Genomic DNA, 15252 nt, shown 5'->3' with positions numbered 1-15252 from the left:
TCGACGGACTCGCCGACCTCCTTGAGCCAGCGGGTCACGGTGCCCTCGGTGACCGACTCGCCCAGCGCCGGCAGCACCAGGTCGGTGCCTGCGGCGGACCCGGCGGCCGGAGCGGCGGCGGGTGCGGGAGCGGCCGGGGCGGTGGGCGCCTCGGCGACCGGTGCCGGGGCGGCCGCGGGGGCCTCGGCGGCGGCCGGGGCGGGGGCCGCGGCCGGGGCGCCGGAACCGTCGTCGATCACGGCCAGCTCGGCGCCGACCTCGACGGTCTCGTCCTCGGCGACCTTGATGGAGGACAGCACGCCGGCGGCCGGCGAGGGGATCTCGGTGTCGACCTTGTCGGTGGAGACTTCGAGCAATGGCTCGTCGGCCTCGACACGCTCGCCCTCGGCCTTCAGCCAGCGCGTGACAGTGCCCTCGGTGACGCTCTCCCCGAGCGCCGGAAGGGTTACGGAAACCGCCATGGTTTCAGTTGCTCCTTACGAAAGTGCGGAAGTCTGTGGTCGTCGCGCCCATGAACCGCGGGCCGGTTCAGTCGTGCGAGTGCAGCGGCTTGCCCGCGAGAGCCAGGTGGGCCTCGCCGAGCGCCTCGTTCTGCGTGGGGTGGGCGTGGATGAGCTGGGCGACCTCGGCCGGCAGCGCCTCCCAGTTGTAGACCAACTGGGCCTCGCCGACCTGCTCTCCCATCCGGTCGCCGACCATGTGGACGCCGACCACCGCACCGTCCTTGACCTGGACGAGCTTGATCTCGCCCGCGGTCTTGAGGATCTTGCTCTTGCCGTTGCCCGCGAGGTTGTACTTCAGGGCGACGACCTTGTCCGCGCCGTAGACCTCCTTGGCCTTGGCCTCGGTGATGCCGACGGAGGCGACCTCGGGGTGGCAGTACGTCACCCGCGGCACGCCGTCGTAGTCGACCGGGACGGGCTTGAGGCCGGCCAGCCGCTCGGCGACCAGGATGCCCTCGGCGAAGCCGACATGGGCGAGCTGGAGGGTCGGGACGAGGTCGCCGACGGCCGAGATGGTGGGCACATTGGTCTGCATGTACTCGTCGACCAGGACATAGCCGCGGTCCATCGCGACGCCCTGCTCCTCGTAGCCCAGGCCCTGCGAGACCGGGCCGCGGCCGATGGCGACGAGCAGGACCTCCGCGTCGAAGGTCTTGCCGTCGGCCAGCGTGACGCGCACGCCGTCCTGGGTGTACTCGGCCTTCTCGAAGAAGGTGCCCAGGTTGAACTTGATACCGCGCTTGCGGAAGGCGCGCTCCAGCAGCTTGGAGCTGTTCTCGTCCTCCACCGGCACCAGGTGCTTCAGGCCCTCGATCACCGTCACATCGGTGCCGAAGGACTTCCAGGCCGAGGCGAACTCCACGCCGATCACGCCGCCGCCGAGGATGATGGCGGACTGCGGGACGCGGTCCAGCTTCAGCGCGTGGTCGGAGGAGATGATCCGGTTGCCGTCGATCTCCAGGCCGGGCAGCGACTTGGGCACGGACCCGGTCGCCAGCAGTACGTGGCGGCCCTGGACGCGCTGGCCGTTCACGTCGACGGAGGTGGGGGAGGACAGCCGCCCCTCACCCTCGATGTAGGTCACCTTCCGCGAGGCCACCAGGCCCTGAAGGCCCTTGTAGAGGCCCGAGATGACGTCGTCCTTGTACTTGTGGACCCCCGCGATGTCGATGCCCTCGAAGGTGGCCTTCACACCGAACTGGTCGGCCTCGCGCGCCTGGTCGGCGATCTCGCCGGCGTGCAGCAGGGCCTTGGTGGGGATGCAGCCGTTGTGCAGGCAGGTGCCGCCGAGCTTGTTCTTCTCGATCAGGGCGACGTCAAGGCCAAGCTGAGCTCCGCGCAGTGCCGCGGCATAACCGCCGCTGCCACCGCCGAGGATCACTAGGTCGAAAACGGTGCTGGCGTCGTTCGCCACGTCACGTCCTCCATGCATGTGTGCCGAGCGCCGGGGCCCGCCCGGTGTGGAACGGGGGTGTCGGTCGGCTGGTGTGCGGCCGCTCTTTCTTCGGCCCTGTGGTGGGGGCCCTGTCCTGCCGAGAACCCATCTTTGCACTTCTCGGCCGAAGCCGGGACGCGGGGCCGTGGAGTGAGACCGTCGTTACCCCATGGCACTGGGTGCCCCTCGGCGTGGCTGCCCGCGAGAAGAACCTAGTGCCTGCCCCGCCCTTTCGCGGACCCCCGCGGCAGCGGAAAGACGAGAGCGGTGCTCACGGGAGAACGAGAGCAGTGCTCACGGGAGGCGAGAGCGGTGCTCGCAAAAAAACAAGAGCGGTGCTCGCATCTGCGAGCACCGCTCTCGTCCAGGGCGGATGCGGTCAGCCCAGATCGCCGTCGGCCGTGCGCTCGGCGAGGCGGACCAGGGTGCGCACCGCGGTACCGGTGCCGCCCTTGGGGGTGTAGCCGAAGGGGGCCTGTTCGTTGAAGGCCGGGCCGGCGATGTCCAGGTGGGCCCAGGTGATGCCCTCGCCGACGAACTCTCGCAGGAAGAGCCCGGCGAGCAGGCCGCTGCCCATCCGCTCCCCGACGTTGGCGATGTCGGCGGTCGACGACTCCATCCCCTTCATCAGGTGCTCGGGCAGCGGCATCGGCCAGGCCGGCTCGCCGACCTCCTCCGCGATCTCGTACACCGAGGTCCGGAAGGCGTCGTCGTTGGCCGTGATCCCGTAGGTGCGGTTGCCCAGGGCCACCATCATCGCGCCGGTGAGGGTCGCCACGTCCACGATGGCGTCCGGCTTCTCCTCCGAGGCGCGGGCGATCGCGTCGGCCAGTACCAGGCGGCCCTCGGCGTCGGTGTTCAGCACCTCCACGGTCTTGCCGCTGTACATCCGCAGGACGTCGCCGGGGCGGGTGGCGGAGCCGGAGGGCATGTTCTCGGCGAGCGCCAGCCAGCCGGTGACATTGACCTCAAGTCCCAGACGGGCGGCGACGATCACCGCGGCGAACACCGCGGCCGCACCGCTCATGTCGCACTTCATCGTCTCGTTGTGCCCGGCGGGCTTCAGCGAGATGCCGCCCGAGTCGTAGGTGATGCCCTTGCCGACGAAGGCCAGCGACTTCTTCGCCTTGCTCGACGTGTACGCCAGCTTCACCAGGCGCGGCTCCGCGGCGGACCCGGCGGCGACGCCGAGGAGGCCGCCGTAGCCGCCCTTGGTGAGGGCCTTCTCGTCGAGCACCTGCACCTTGACGCCGTGCTCCTTGGCCGCCGCGGTGGCGACGGCCGCGAAGGCCTCCGGGTCGAGGTCGTTGGGCGGGGTGTTGATCAGGTCGCGGGCCCGGTTCAGCTCCTCGCTGACCGTGGTGGCCCGCTCCAGGGCCGCCCGGTACGCCTTGTCGCGGGGCTTGACGCCGAGCAGTACGGCCTCCCCGAGCGGGCCCTTGGCGTTCCGGCCGTTCCCGGTGTCCGCCTTGTACACGTCGAAGACATAGCCCCCGAGCAGCACGCCCTCGGAGACGGCGCCCGCGGCGGCCGCGTCGGTCAACGGCAGCGCGAACGCCGCTTTCTTCGCACCGCCGAGGGCGCGCGCCGCGGACCCGGCGGCCCGCCGCAGCACCTCCTCGGTGTACGCCGTGTCCGCGCCCTTCTCGGGTGCCGCGCCCAGGCCGACGGCCAGGACCACCGGCGCCTTGAAGCGGGCGGGCGCGGGCAGCTTGGTCACCTCGCCCTCGCCGCCCGAGGCGCCGAGGGTCTCCAGGACGTCGGCCAGTCCGCCGTCGTACGCCTTGTTCACGGCTTCGGCGCCGGGCGCCAGGACCGGTCCCTTCGCGCCCTTGGCCACACCGACGACGATCGCGTCGGCCCGCAGGCCGGCCACGGCGGCGGTGCTGAGAGTCAGAGCAGTCACGGTGGTGGTGTCTCGCTTCCGTTGAGTTCCTCGGCCGAGGGGTGGATCGACCGTGCCCGGAGCGAGCCTGGGATCTGTCCGCCGACGCCCCACCCGCCGGTGAGGAGGAGCCGGACAGTCCCCCGGAGCGCGCCATGGGCTTGCCGGTACGGAGCCTACGCGCCGCGCCCGCGGCCTGCCCGCCCGGCTGCCAACCCCGTCCGAACAGCACCGCGTCCCCGGCCGCGAGTGGTCCGTACGGCGGCGGGTGCAGGGGCAACGGCCTTGCGGGGGAGGGGTGTTGGCGGCCGAGCCGGGGTCAGCCGCCGAGGGTGAGGAGGATCAGGGCGGTGGTGGCGGCGGTCTCGGCGAGGGCGCCGAAGACATCGCCGGTGACCCCGCCGAGCCGGCGGCGGCAGTGCCGCAGCAGCAGTTCCGCCGCCCCGCAGGCCGCCGCGGTGGCGAGCACGGCGCGCACCGCCCCGGGCACCCCGTCGAGAGATCCGCCCACCGCCGCGGCGACAGCGGTGACCGCCACCGCCGCCCCGGCCGCCCCCCGCGGCACCGTCCCGGCGACCGCGGCCCCCAGCCCGCCGGGCCGGGCGGCCGGCACCCCGATACGGGCGGCGAGGGTGAGGGCGAGGCGGGCGACGGTCGCGGAGAGGGCGGCGGCCACCGCGCCCCGCGCCCAGGAGTCCTCGTACAGGCGGTCCAGGGCGGCGGTCTGGGCGAGGAGGGTCAGGACCAGGGTGAGGACGCCGAAGGGGCCGATGTCGGACTGCCTCATGATGCGCAGTGCCGCTTCGGGGGCCTGGGCGCTGCCGAGGCCGTCGGCGGTGTCGGCCAGGCCGTCGAGGTGCAGTCCGCGGGTGAGGGCGGCGGGTACCGCGACGCTCGCCACGGCGGCGAGCAGCGGGCCGGAGCCCAGGGCCAGCAGCAGCCCGCCCAGGGCGGCGGCGCAGAGCCCGACGACCAGACCGGCGAGCGGCGCGCAGAGCATCCCATCGCGGGCGGCGGCCCGGTCCCAGCGGCTGACCCGCACCGGCAGCGCGGTCAGCGTCCCGAACGCGAAGCGCAGCCCGTCCGCGAGCGCCACCGGCTCCCCGGCCCCCGCCGCGGCCCCGCCGTCCCCCGGCGCGGGGGAGCCGCCGCCCTCCGCCGTACTCACGTGATGTCGGCTCCGGCCTCCGTGGGCTCCGGTGCCGCGCTCTCCGTCTCGTCAGGGGTGGACTCCGGTTCCCGCGCCGGGAGTTCGGCGGCGAGGGCGGCGGCGGAGCGGACCAGGGGGAGGGCGAGGAGGGCGCCGACGCCCTCGCCGACCTTCACCCCGTGGTCCAGCAGCGGTTCGAACGCCATCCGGTCGTACGCCTTGGCCTGGGCGGGCTCGCCGCTGGTGTGCCCGGCGAGCCACCAGTCCGGGGCGCGGAAGGCGACGCGCTGCGCGACCAGGGCGCAGGCCGCCGAGACCACCCCGTCGAGGACGACCGGGGTGTGCCGTACCGCGCACTGGAGGAGGAAGCCGGTGGCGGCGGCCAGGTCGGGGCCGCCGACCGCGGCGAGCAGTTCCGCCTGGTCGCCGAGGACCGGGCGGGCCCGCCGCAGCGCGTCGCGGACCGCGGCGCACTTGCGCATCCAGGCCAGGTCGTCGATCGGTTCGCCGCCGCGTCCGGTGACCACCGAGGCGTCGACCCCGCAGAGGGCGGCGATCAGGGTGGCGGCGGCGGTGGTGCCGCCGACGCTGAGGTCGCCGAGGACCACCAGGTCGGTCCCGGCGTCGGCCTCCTCGTCGGCCACCGCCATACCGGCCCGGAGTGCCTGCTCCGCCTCGTCGGCCGTCATCGCGTCCTCGATGTCGATCCGCCCGCTGCCGCGCCGTACCCGGTGCCGGGTGATCTCCTCGGGCAGCTCGGCCGGGTCGCAGTCCAGCGACATGTCGACCACCCGGACGGGCACGTCGAGCCGCCGGGCGAGGACCGCGAGCGGGCTCTCGCCGTCCAGGACCGCGCGGACCAGGCGGCTCGCGGAACCGGCGGGCCGGACGGAGACGTCGAGTCCGGCCACCCCGTGGTCCCCGGCGAAGAGCACCACCCGCGGCTGCTCGATCGGCTTCACCCGGGCCGAGGACTGGGCCGCGGCGAGCCACTCGCCCAGTTCGTCGAGGCGGCCCAGGGCGTCCGGCGGGACCGCGAACCGGGCCCTGCGTTCCTCGGCGTCGCGGCGCACCCCCGCGTCGGGGCGCTCGATCAGGTCGGTGAAGTCGTCGAGATTCACTCAGCTCTCCTCGGGTGGCTCACTCGCCGGGAACAGTACCGGCCCGGCGGCCCGGTGCCGCAGGTCGCGTGCCGCCCGCGCCCCGCCTGCCTGGAGGCACCGCGCCGCACATGTCGTTGAACCGCCCGCAGTCATCCCATACGTTCCGGTTTGTCGTGAATCGCAGTGTCCCGTGGCAGTCGCCCTGCGGCCCCCGCGGCTCGTACGGGACCGGGCCACCGCCTCGGACCGGAGTCGCCCATGACCACCGACCAGCAGCCCCAGCCCGCCGCCGTGCTCAGTGAAGACCCGCGGGCGGACTGCCCCTGGTGCGGGTCGGTACGGCTGCGGGTGCGGCTGCGGACCGTCGACCCGGGGCGCCGGCTGCCCGGCCCCTTCGTCCTGGACGAGTGCCTGGACTGCGGCCACACCTTCCAGAACCCGCGGCTCACCCCCGAGGACCTGGCCCGCCACCACCGCGCCCGCCATCTCGCGCCCGGCGGCCACCGCGACGACGGCACCGTCCGCCACCCGCCGCGCCGCCACCGTGCCGTGCTCGCCGCGGTGCTGCGCTTCGGGGAGCCGGAGAGCTGGCTGGACGTGGGCACCGTCGACGCGGCCTTCTGCGCCGCCGCCCGCCAGGCCCGCCCGTACACCGCCTATGACGCGCTCGGCACCCATCCCGTGCTGGCCGAGGCGCTCGCCGACGGGCGGCTGGACGAGGCGCACCGCGGCACCCTGCCGGAGCTTGCGCCGGAACTGGCCGGGCGGTACGACGTGGTCAGCATGTTCCACCACCTGGAGCAGACCGCCGACCCACGGGCCGAACTCGCCGCCGCCCGCACCGTGTTGAGACCCGGCGGCCACCTCGTCGTGGAGACCCCCGACCCGCGCAGCCGCACCGCCCGCCTGCTCGGCCGCTGGTGGATCTGGTACGAGCAGCCGCGCCGCCCGCATCTGATGCCGCTGCGCAACCTCCGCCGCGAACTGGAGGAGCTCGGCTACACCGTGGTGGCCGCCGAGCGCCGCGGCGCACACGTCCCGCTCGACCTCTCCGCGGCCCTCGCCCGCCTCCTCGGCAGCCGGCTGCCCGCCGACGGCGCCCCCTGGCGCACCCGGCCCCGCGGCCCGCTGCACCGCGCCGCCCGCCGGCTCGCCCTCCGCGCCGCCGCCCCCGCGCTGTCCGCCGCCCGCCTCCTGGACCGCCTGCTCGCCCCCGCCGTACGCCGCAGCCGCTACGCCAACGCCTACCGCCTGGTCGCCCGCAAGGAGGCCGGGCTTGCGACTGCCGCTAGCCGCGCAGCAGTTGGGCCTGGCCCGCGGTGATCAGCAGCACCTGTTCGCACTCGGCGGCGAAGGCCGCGTTCAGCCGGCCGAGTTCATCGCGGTAGCGGCGGCCGGAGGCGGTGGCGGGGACGATGCCGGAGCCGACCTCGTTGGAAACCGCGACCAGGCTGCGCCGGGTGTTCCGTACCGCCTCGGTCAACTCGGCGACCCGGCGCCGCAGTTCACGCTCACCGCCGTCCGCCCACTGCGCGTCGTCCCAGGCGCCGGCCTCGTCCATCACCGAGGTCAGCCACAGCGAGAGGCAGTCGATCAGCAGCGGCGGGCCGTCCGCGGCCAGCAGCGGCACCAGATCGCAGGTCTCCGCCGTCTTCCAGGAACCGGGCCGCCGCTCCCGGTGCACCCGCACCCGGTCCGCCCACTCGCCGTCCCCGGCCCGGGTGCCGCCGGTCGCCACATACAGCACATCCGGAAAGGCCTCCAGGCGGCGCTCGGCCTCCAGCGACTTGCCGGAGCGCGCCCCGCCCAGCACCAGGGTTCGCCGCGGCACATCCGGCACCTGCTCATACGTCCCGACCAGCAGCGACGTCCCGTCCGGCACCGTACGGGCGCCCGCCGCGGCCAGCCGGCGCCGCAGCTCCCGGCCCGGCGGCACGGTGTGGTCCAGATGCACGGCGATCACATCCGTGGTGGGCCCGGCCGCCCCCGCCGCCCGCAGCCGCGCCACCGCCTCCGGCCGCCCCACCACGTCCAACAGCACCATGTCGTACGGCGGTTCGCGCTCCTCCAGACCGGCGGGCGCGGCGCCGGGCGGCAGATACAGCAGCCGCTCACCGCCGGGCCCGGTGACCTCGTACCCGGTACCGGGGGCGTCCATCGGGACAGCGCGGACCCGGTGCCCGGTGAGCAGCGCCAACTCCCGCCCGTCGGGCACCCGTCCGGGCTGCGGCAGCCCGTCCGGCACCTCCACCGCGGGCCCGTCGTGCGGATGCGACAGCAGCACCTGCCGTACGCCGCCCAGCGAGCGGCCGGCGCGGGCCGCGGCGAAGGCGGCGCCCGGGGTGAGGTCGAGCAGTAGTGTGTCGTCGATCAGCAGGGCGGTGGCGGCGCGGGCGTCCGGGCCGAGGGCCTGGGCGCAGGCGGCGCAGGGGCAGGAGGGCCTGGGCAGCCCGTCGGGGCCGCCGGTGCCGAGCAGTGTGAGTTCCACGGGAAGATCCTCCCGCGCCCGCGCCGCGCCCGCCCGTCCGGATAGGCTACCCGCGAGTTCCGGCAGCACAAGGGCGACGGGACACGCTCGGGAGGCGCACATGGTGACATGGACGTGGCGGTTCGAGACGGCGGACGGCACGGAGGTCCGGCCGGCCGTGGAGCCCGAGGAGTTCACCACCCAGGGCGACGCCGAGTCATGGCTCGGCGAGCACTGGAAGGAACTGGCCGAGGGCGGCGCCGACCAGGTCCGCCTGTCGGAGGACGGCACCGAGGTCTACGGCCCGATGAGCCTCCACGCCACGGAGGAGGCGGAGGCCTGACCGGCCTGCGCGTGACGCGGAGCGGGGCGGCGGCCGGTGGGTCGCCGCCCCGCTTCGTGTGCGTCATGTGTTCCGCGCGCAGGCCTCAGAGCTGGCCGAGGGTGGCGTTCGTGCTGTGTTCGCTGCCGCCTCGTACGTAGGTCACCTGGACTTTGGTGCCGGGTTTGAGGCCGGCCAGGGTTTCGGTGAGGGAGGCGATGGTGGTGACGGGCTGGTCGCCGACCTTGGTGATGATGTCGCCGGCCCGGATGCCCGCCTTGTCCGCGGCGCCGCCGCTCTTCACCGAGACCACCGCCACCCCGGTCGGTGCGAAGTCCGGCCCGACCACGGTGCGCCCGGTGACCCCGAGCGCGGCCCGTCCCGACTCGGTGACCTTGCCATGCTGGACGATCTGCCCGGCGATGGTCTTCACCGTCGACGCGGGGATGGCGAAGCCGATGCCGGGCGCCGCGCTGCCGCCCAGGTCCGGGTCGGTGGCCGCGAGGGTGGGGATGCCGATGACCTTGCCGTCCAGATTGACCAGCGCGCCGCCGCTGTTGCCCGGGTTGATCGCGGCCGAGGTCTGCACCATGTCGGAGATGGTGGCGCCGGTGCCGCCGCCCGAGCTGCCCTCGCTGACGGTGCGGCCGGTGGCGGAGACGATGCCCTGGGTGACGCTGGAGGACAGGCCCAGCGGCGAGCCCATCGCCAGCACGATCTGCCCCACCGCGACGCCCGCGGTGTCACCGAAGGAGGCGGCGCGCAGCCCGGCCGGCATCTTGCGCAGCTTGATCACGGCCAGGTCGTCCGCCGGATAGGACGAGACCAGATCCGCGGCCAGCACCTGCTCGCTGCCCGCGGTGGTCACCTTGAAGGTCTTCTGGTCGCCGACGACATGCGCGTTGGTGACGACATGGCCCTGGTCGTCGTAGACGACGCCGGAGCCGAGGTCCTTGCTGCCCTGGATCTGCACCACTGAGGGCAGCACATTGCGGATGACCCGCTCGTAGTCGGACTGGAGGTCGCTCGCCGCCCGGGGCGCGGCCCGCACACCGCCGGCCGCGGACGGGTCGGCGGAGCCGGAGCCGCGGGCGGTACCGGGCGCGCACCCGGCGAGCAGGAGCGCGGCGCAGGCGGCGGGGACGATCGGCATCAACCGGAGCCGTACGGCACGGGAACGCGAAGCAGCCATGCCCGGAGTATCCCTTTCGCCCCCGATGGGCGGCCCGTGCTGAGGGGCCGTTCAGGGGGCCGCGGCCGTCAGCCCCGCACCCCGCACAGATGCAGCAGCGCGGCGACACCGCGGTACGGGTCGGTGCGGCCGGCGCGCTCCTCGGCGGCGAGCAGGGCGCGGGCGGTGTCCTCGTCCGCGTGCAGCCGTGCCTCGTCGCCCGCGGTGTCGGTGAAGACCCGCACCCCGTACCAGGTGTGCAGCGGTGCGCCGACGCCCGCCAGCGTCATGGTCAGCGCCTCCAGCCGGCCGGCGCGCGCCGGGACGCCGAGGCGGTCGGTGTACGCGGTGGTGCCGAAGGCGTCGAGGGCCGCGGGCCAGTCGCCGGACAGGCCGGGGCGCAGCGCCAGCGCACCCGCGTTGCGCACCAGCAGCGACACCAGGCCGCCGGGGGCCAGCACCCGGGCGAGGCCGGCGATCATCGCGTCCGGGTCCTGCTGGTACATCAGCACCCCGTGGCAGAGCACCACATCGAAGGAGCCCGGCAGGAAGTGCACTCCGGTGTCCCGGCCGTCGCCCTCCATGATCCGCATCCGGCCGCGGATGCCCTCCGGCTCCGCGGCCAGCGCCTCGTGCGCCGCGGCCAGCATCGCCGGGTCCTGCTCCAGACCGGTCACCCGGTGGCCGGCGCGGGCCAGCCGCAGCGCCTGGACGCCCCGGCCCATACCGACGTCCAGCACCCGCAGCCGCTGCCCCACCGGGAAGCGGCCGCCGAGCTGCTCGTCCAACTGCCGGGCCACCAGCTCCTGGCGTACCGCCTCGCGCAGCCCGCCGAGGCTTCGCAGCCAGGGGTCGGAGCCGCCGGAGGCCGCCACGGGCTCGGCCGTCCCGCCGGGGGAGGCCGGGCGGGACGCGGGCACCTCCGGGCGGGCGGACCCGGCGACCGGAGCCGCCGGGCCGGGCCCGGTGCCGGTGGCCGAATCCGGGCTCAGAGCTGCTCTCCGCGCTTGACCTGCGGCTTGGGCAGCCGCAGCCGGCGCATCTGGAGGGTGCGCATCAGCGCGTAGGCGACCGCGCCCTTGCGGGAGTGGTCCGGGAAGCGGGCGGCCAACTGCTTCCGCAGCCGGAAACCGGTCGTGATCGAGTCCAGCACGATCAGCACGATCACCACCAGCCACAGCAGCAGCGCGACGTTCTGCAACGCGCCCACCCGCACCATGCTCAGCACCAGGATGACCACGGCCATCGGCAGGAAGAACTCCGCGATGGACAGGCGCGAGTCCACGAAGTCACGGGCGAAGCGGCGCACCGGGCCCTTGTCGCGGGCCGGCAGATAGCGCTCGTCGCCGCTGGCCAGCGCCTGGCGCTGGCGCTCCATCTGGACACGGCGCTCGTCACGCTGACGCTTGCCGGCCTCCTTGCGCGTCATCTGGGTGTTGGCCACACTGCGGCGCTGCGACTGGGCCTCGCTGCGCTTCGGGGTGGGCCGGCCCTTGGGGGCCTGCGGGTCACGGGGCTGGGAGTCGGTCACCCGCGCCTTGTCGGCGGGGGCCTTCTCTGCATTGGCACGGCTACGGAACACAAAGCCCAAGGGTACGGGGTGCCGGAGGGCCGCGGGCCCCCAGGCTCCGGGAAATCCGCGGCGGGCGGGCCCCGGCGGGAACGATCCGGCGGCGGCGTGCGTCTCTGCCTGCGTCCGCGCCGGGCCGGGTACCGGGGCACACCGGACGCCGCGGTGCGAGCCGGGCGGCCGGACCGGGAGCCGGGCCTCTCCTCCCTGCGCGGGATCGGACCGGGGCCGTTGTCGTCCTTGCGGATGAGCGCATCCGGTCCCGGACAGTGCGGTAATGGAGAGAGGGCCCGTACTGTGGGTTCTGTCGGTGCTGGAGTCGGTCAGAAGGGGGCGCGCGAAGCCCATGAGCGGTGTCATGAAGCGTATGGGGATGATCTTCCGCGCGAAGGCGAACAAGGCCCTTGACCGGGCCGAGGACCCGCGCGAAACCCTCGATTACTCGTACCAGAAGCAGCTTGAGCTGCTGCAGAAGGTGCGCCGCGGTGTCGCCGACGTGGCGACCTCGCGTAAGCGCCTGGAGTTGCAGCTCGGCCAGTTGCAGGGCCAGTCCTCCAAGCTGGAGGACCAGGGCCGCAAGGCGCTCGCCCTCGGCCGGGAGGACCTGGCCAGGGAGGCGCTGTCCCGCCGCGCTGCGCTCCAGCAGCAGGTCAGCGACCTGGAGGCGCAGCACCAGACCCTCCAGGGCGAGGAGGAGAAGCTGACCCTGGCCGCCCAGCGTCTCCAGGCCAAGGTCGACGCCTTCCGCACCAAGAAGGAGACGATCAAGGCCACCTACACCGCCGCCCAGGCGCAGACCCGTATCGGGGAGGCCTTCTCCGGTATCTCCGAGGAGATGGGCGACGTCGGCCTCGCCATCCAGCGCGCCGAGGACAAGACGGCGCAGTTGCAGGCCAGGGCCGGTGCCATCGACGAGCTGCTCGCCTCCGGCGCCCTGGACGACCAGTCCGGGACCGCCAAGGACGACATCGCCGCCGAGCTGGACCGCATCTCCGGCGGCAGCGACGTCGAGCTGGAGCTCCAGCGGATGAAGGCGGAGCTGGCCGGCGGCAGCGGCAACGGGCAGCAGGCCATCGAAGGCGGTCAGAACGGCGCGGACGCCCAGCAGCAGTCGCAGGACACGCCGCGCTTCGACAAGCAGTGAGAGGCCGTGCGGGCGCGGTCCGCAGGCCGCGCCCCGCAGACCGACGGGACAGGAATCGCAGGGTCACGCCGAGGAGGGCGTCATGATCGTACGGATCATGGGGGAGGGCCAGTTGAGGCTGGCCGACAGCCATGTCGCCGAGCTGAACAAGCTGGACGACGACCTCCTCGAAGAGGTTCAGCGCGGCGACGGTCCCGCGTTCCGCACCACCCTGGCAGCCCTGCTGGACCGGGTGCGCGAGCTGGGTGAGGCACTCCCGGACGACTCCCTGGAGCCGTCCGAGCTGATCCTCCCCGCACCCGAAGCCACCCTCCAGCAGGTACGGGACATGCTCACGGAGGACGGTCTGATCCCGGGCTGACCGGCCCCGGTCCCCGGACGACGCCCGAAGTGAGCACGATCCACCGCGCCCGGCGCTGGCTGGGCTGCCACCCCCTGGCCATGGACGCAGGCCTCGCCGCCGGCGTCCTGGTCTGTATGACGGTGGCCTCCTTCATCGACCCGCACGGCCCCGACGGCCCGACCTGGGGTGCCTACGCGCCGGGCCCCGTCGGCCTGCTGATGATGCTGCTGGGCTCGGCCTCGCTGGTGATGCGGCGGCGCGCCCCGCTCGGGGTGCTCGCCGCCACCGTCACCGTCTCCGCCCTCGGCCTGGTCTTCGGCGAGCCCCGCCCGCCGGTGGCGATGTGCGCCGTCGTCGCCCTGTTCACGGTGGCCTGCCGCACCGACCGGGCCACCACCTGGCGCACCGGCGTGCCCGCCATGGTGGTGCTCACCGGCTGCGCCATGCTCGCCGGGCCGCTGCCCTGGTACGCGCAGGAGAACATCGCGATCATCGCCTGGACGGGGATGGCGGCCGCCGCCGGTGACGCGGTCCGCAGCCGCCGTGCCTTCGTGGACGCCATCCGGGAGCGCGCCGAACGCGCCGAGCGCACCCGCGAGGAGGAGGCGCGGCGCCGGGTCGCCGAGGAGCGGCTGCGGATCGCCCGCGATCTGCACGATGTGGTGGCCCACCACATCGCCCTGGTCAATGTGCAGGCCGGGGTCGCCTCCCATGTCATGGACCGGCGGCCGGACCAGGCCAAGGAGGCGCTCGCCCATGTGCGCCAGGCCAGCCGTACCGCACTGGACGAACTCCGCGCCACCGTAGGCCTGTTGCGCCAGTCCGGAGAGCCGACGGCGCCCACCGAACCGGCCCCCGGTCTCGCCCGGCTGGACGATCTGGCCGACTCGGTGCGCCAGGCCGGGCTGCCGGTGGAGGTGGCCCGCGCCGACCAGGGAGCCGAGGTGCCCGCCGCGGTCGACCTGGCCGCCTTCCGTATCGTGCAGGAGGCCCTCACCAATGTCCGCAAGCACGCGGGGGAGGGGGCGGCGGCCGAGGTCAGTGTGGTGCGGGTGGGGCAGCATCTGGAGCTGACCGTCATCGACAACGGCCGCGGCCCGGCCCCCGAGCCCCCGCGGCCCGCCCCGCCCGCGCCCGCCACCGCCCCGCCCGGCACCGACCAGAGCACACCGCCGCCGGACGAGCGCGCCGGGCGCCGGGAAGGCCGGGAGGAGGCCGAACTCGCGGGCGGCGGGCACGGGTTGATCGGGATGCGGGAGCGGGCCGCGGCACTCGGCGGGAGCTGCACCGCGGGACCCCGCTACGGAGGCGGCTTCCGCGTCCATGCGATCCTGCCGCTGCGGGCCGCGTCCGACGCCGCGGCCAGGGAGGCGGCGGCACGGGAGACCGCGGCCGGTACGACGGGGGAGCACAGATGACGATCCGGGTCCTGCTCGCCGACGACCAGGCCCTGCTGCGCAGCGCGTTCCGGGTGCTGGTCGACTCGGAGCCCGACATGGAGGTCGTCGGTGAGGCCTCGGACGGCGCGGAGGCGGTCGAGCTGGCCCGCCGGCACCGCGCCGACGTGGTGCTGATGGACATCCGGATGCCCGGCACCGACGGTCTCGCCGCCACCCGCATGATCAGCGCCGCCCCCGACCTCGCGGATGTGCATGTGGTCATGCTGACGACCTTCGAGGTGGACGAGTACGTGGTGCAGTCGCTGCGCGCCGGCGCCTCCGGCTTCCTCGGCAAGGGCTCGGAGCCGGAGGAGTTGCTGACCGCGGTGCGGATCGCCGCCCAGGGCGAGGCGCTGCTCTCGCCGACCGCCACCAAGGGCCTGATCGCCCGGTTCCTCGCCCAGCGGGAGGGGACGCCCGAGGACCCGGACCCGGCGCGCGCCGAACGCCTCGCCGCGCTCACCGGCCGGGAGCGCGAGGTGCTGGTCCAGGTCGCCGGCGGGCACTCCAACGACGAGATCGCCGAACGCCTGGAAGTGAGCCCGCTCACCGTCAAGACCCACGTCAACCGGGCCATGGCCAAGCTCGGTGCCCGCGACCGCGCCCAACTCGTGGTGCTGGCCTACGAGTCAGGGTTGGTACGTCCAAGGGTGGAGTGACCTCAACCCGGGTGTACTGCCGTCGTAGTAGGCGGATCGTCGGCAAATAGAGACCTGCGAG

15 protein-coding genes are annotated in these 15252 nt (G+C 74.2%); 6 read left to right on the top strand and 9 right to left on the bottom strand.

Annotated elements, in window-relative coordinates:
• The 5 genes from ACFVST_RS17350 to cobT all read right to left on the bottom strand — a co-directional run.
• The coding region (locus ACFVST_RS17350) for a biotin/lipoyl-containing protein (RefSeq protein WP_390152057.1) at window positions 1-461 on the bottom strand (461 nt) is incomplete at its 3' end.
• A 67-nt stretch (window positions 462-528) separates the two neighbouring features.
• A complete protein-coding gene (lpdA, locus tag ACFVST_RS17345) occupies window positions 529-1917 on the bottom strand; it encodes a dihydrolipoyl dehydrogenase (protein ID WP_390152056.1) in 1389 nt (462 codons plus the stop codon).
• 400 nt (window positions 1918-2317) lie between these two features.
• Window positions 2318-3844: a leucyl aminopeptidase gene (locus ACFVST_RS17340; RefSeq protein WP_390152053.1), complete on the bottom strand. Its 1527-nt coding sequence runs from the start codon at window positions 3842-3844 to the stop codon at window positions 2318-2320.
• A gap of 298 nt (window positions 3845-4142) precedes the next feature.
• Window positions 4143-4919, bottom strand: a complete 777-nt coding sequence (locus ACFVST_RS17335) for an adenosylcobinamide-GDP ribazoletransferase (RefSeq protein ID WP_390152073.1) — start codon at window positions 4917-4919, stop codon at window positions 4143-4145.
• Between the two features lie 68 nt (window positions 4920-4987).
• Entirely contained in the window at window positions 4988-6094 is a 1107-nt protein-coding gene (cobT, locus tag ACFVST_RS17330; RefSeq protein WP_390152051.1) for a nicotinate-nucleotide--dimethylbenzimidazole phosphoribosyltransferase, read from the bottom strand.
• Between the two features lie 240 nt (window positions 6095-6334).
• Here cobT and ACFVST_RS17325 point away from each other — a divergent pair, with 240 nt between their 5' ends.
• Window positions 6335-7399 carry a class I SAM-dependent methyltransferase gene (locus ACFVST_RS17325; RefSeq protein ID WP_390152048.1) on the top strand — a complete coding sequence of 355 codons (1065 nt, stop codon included), beginning with the start codon at window positions 6335-6337 and terminating at the stop codon, window positions 7397-7399.
• Here the strand turns inward: ACFVST_RS17325 and ACFVST_RS17320 are convergent.
• Window positions 7365-8564 (bottom strand): bifunctional adenosylcobinamide kinase/adenosylcobinamide-phosphate guanylyltransferase, encoded by a 1200-nt coding sequence (locus ACFVST_RS17320; RefSeq protein WP_390152045.1) that lies wholly within the window; start codon window positions 8562-8564, stop codon window positions 7365-7367. The genes ACFVST_RS17325 and ACFVST_RS17320 overlap by 35 nt on opposite strands.
• Window positions 8565-8664: 100 nt before the next feature.
• On the opposite strand from ACFVST_RS17320, the gene ACFVST_RS17315 reads away from it, so the two are divergent.
• Window positions 8665-8886: a hypothetical protein gene (locus ACFVST_RS17315; protein WP_390152042.1), complete on the top strand. Its 222-nt coding sequence runs from the start codon at window positions 8665-8667 to the stop codon at window positions 8884-8886.
• An 85-nt stretch (window positions 8887-8971) separates the two neighbouring features.
• Here the strand turns inward: ACFVST_RS17315 and ACFVST_RS17310 are convergent, their stop codons facing one another.
• From ACFVST_RS17310 to ACFVST_RS17300, 3 genes are all read right to left on the bottom strand, one after another.
• The gene (locus ACFVST_RS17310) at window positions 8972-10057 is read right to left on the bottom strand and encodes a S1C family serine protease (protein WP_390152039.1); all 1086 of its coding nucleotides are present in this window, start codon (window positions 10055-10057) and stop codon (window positions 8972-8974) included.
• A 68-nt stretch (window positions 10058-10125) separates the two neighbouring features.
• Entirely contained in the window at window positions 10126-10836 is a 711-nt protein-coding gene (locus ACFVST_RS17305; protein ID WP_390152070.1) for a class I SAM-dependent methyltransferase, read from the bottom strand.
• Window positions 10837-11024: 188 nt separating this feature from the next.
• On the bottom strand, window positions 11025-11627 hold the full coding sequence (locus ACFVST_RS17300) for a DUF3043 domain-containing protein (RefSeq protein WP_390152037.1): 603 nt from the start codon (window positions 11625-11627) through the stop codon (window positions 11025-11027).
• Between the two features lie 325 nt (window positions 11628-11952).
• On the opposite strand from ACFVST_RS17300, the gene ACFVST_RS17295 reads away from it, so the two are divergent.
• The 4 genes from ACFVST_RS17295 to ACFVST_RS17280 all read left to right on the top strand — a co-directional run bounded on the left by ACFVST_RS17295 (window position 11953) and on the right by ACFVST_RS17280 (window position 15191).
• Entirely contained in the window at window positions 11953-12750 is a 798-nt protein-coding gene (locus ACFVST_RS17295; RefSeq protein WP_390152035.1) for a PspA/IM30 family protein, read from the top strand.
• Window positions 12751-12832: 82 nt separating this feature from the next.
• Entirely contained in the window at window positions 12833-13111 is a 279-nt protein-coding gene (locus tag ACFVST_RS17290; protein ID WP_390152032.1) for a hypothetical protein, read from the top strand.
• 29 nt (window positions 13112-13140) lie between these two features.
• Complete coding sequence (locus tag ACFVST_RS17285; RefSeq protein ID WP_390152030.1) at window positions 13141-14511, top strand: sensor histidine kinase; 1371 nt, start codon at window positions 13141-13143, stop codon at window positions 14509-14511.
• Complete coding sequence (locus ACFVST_RS17280; protein WP_390152027.1) at window positions 14508-15191, top strand: response regulator; 684 nt, start codon at window positions 14508-14510, stop codon at window positions 15189-15191. Before ACFVST_RS17285 ends, ACFVST_RS17280 begins: the two co-directional genes overlap by 4 nt.
• Window positions 15192-15252: the final 61 nt, after the last annotated feature.

The organism is Streptomyces sp. NPDC058045, assembly GCF_042885635.1.
GTDB lineage: Bacteria > Actinomycetota > Actinomycetes > Streptomycetales > Streptomycetaceae > Streptomyces.
Note: the sequence above shows the minus strand (reverse complement) of the source record. Positions and strands in the feature narration are given on the sequence as shown.

What these genes read in the sequence shown, in the direction of transcription:
- ACFVST_RS17325 (WP_390152048.1), top strand. Translation starts at nt 6,335, where the DNA reads ATGACCACCGACCAGCAGCCCCAGCCCGCCGCCGTGCTCAGTGAAGAC.
- ACFVST_RS17315 (WP_390152042.1), top strand. Translation starts at nt 8,665, where the DNA reads ATGGTGACATGGACGTGGCGGTTCGAGACGGCGGACGGCACGGAGGTC.
- ACFVST_RS17310 (WP_390152039.1), bottom strand. Translation starts at nt 10,057, where the DNA reads ATGGCTGCTTCGCGTTCCCGTGCCGTACGGCTCCGGTTGATGCCGATC.
- ACFVST_RS17295 (WP_390152035.1), top strand. Translation starts at nt 11,953, where the DNA reads ATGAGCGGTGTCATGAAGCGTATGGGGATGATCTTCCGCGCGAAGGCG.
- ACFVST_RS17290 (WP_390152032.1), top strand. Translation starts at nt 12,833, where the DNA reads ATGATCGTACGGATCATGGGGGAGGGCCAGTTGAGGCTGGCCGACAGC.
- ACFVST_RS17280 (WP_390152027.1), top strand. Translation starts at nt 14,508, where the DNA reads ATGACGATCCGGGTCCTGCTCGCCGACGACCAGGCCCTGCTGCGCAGC.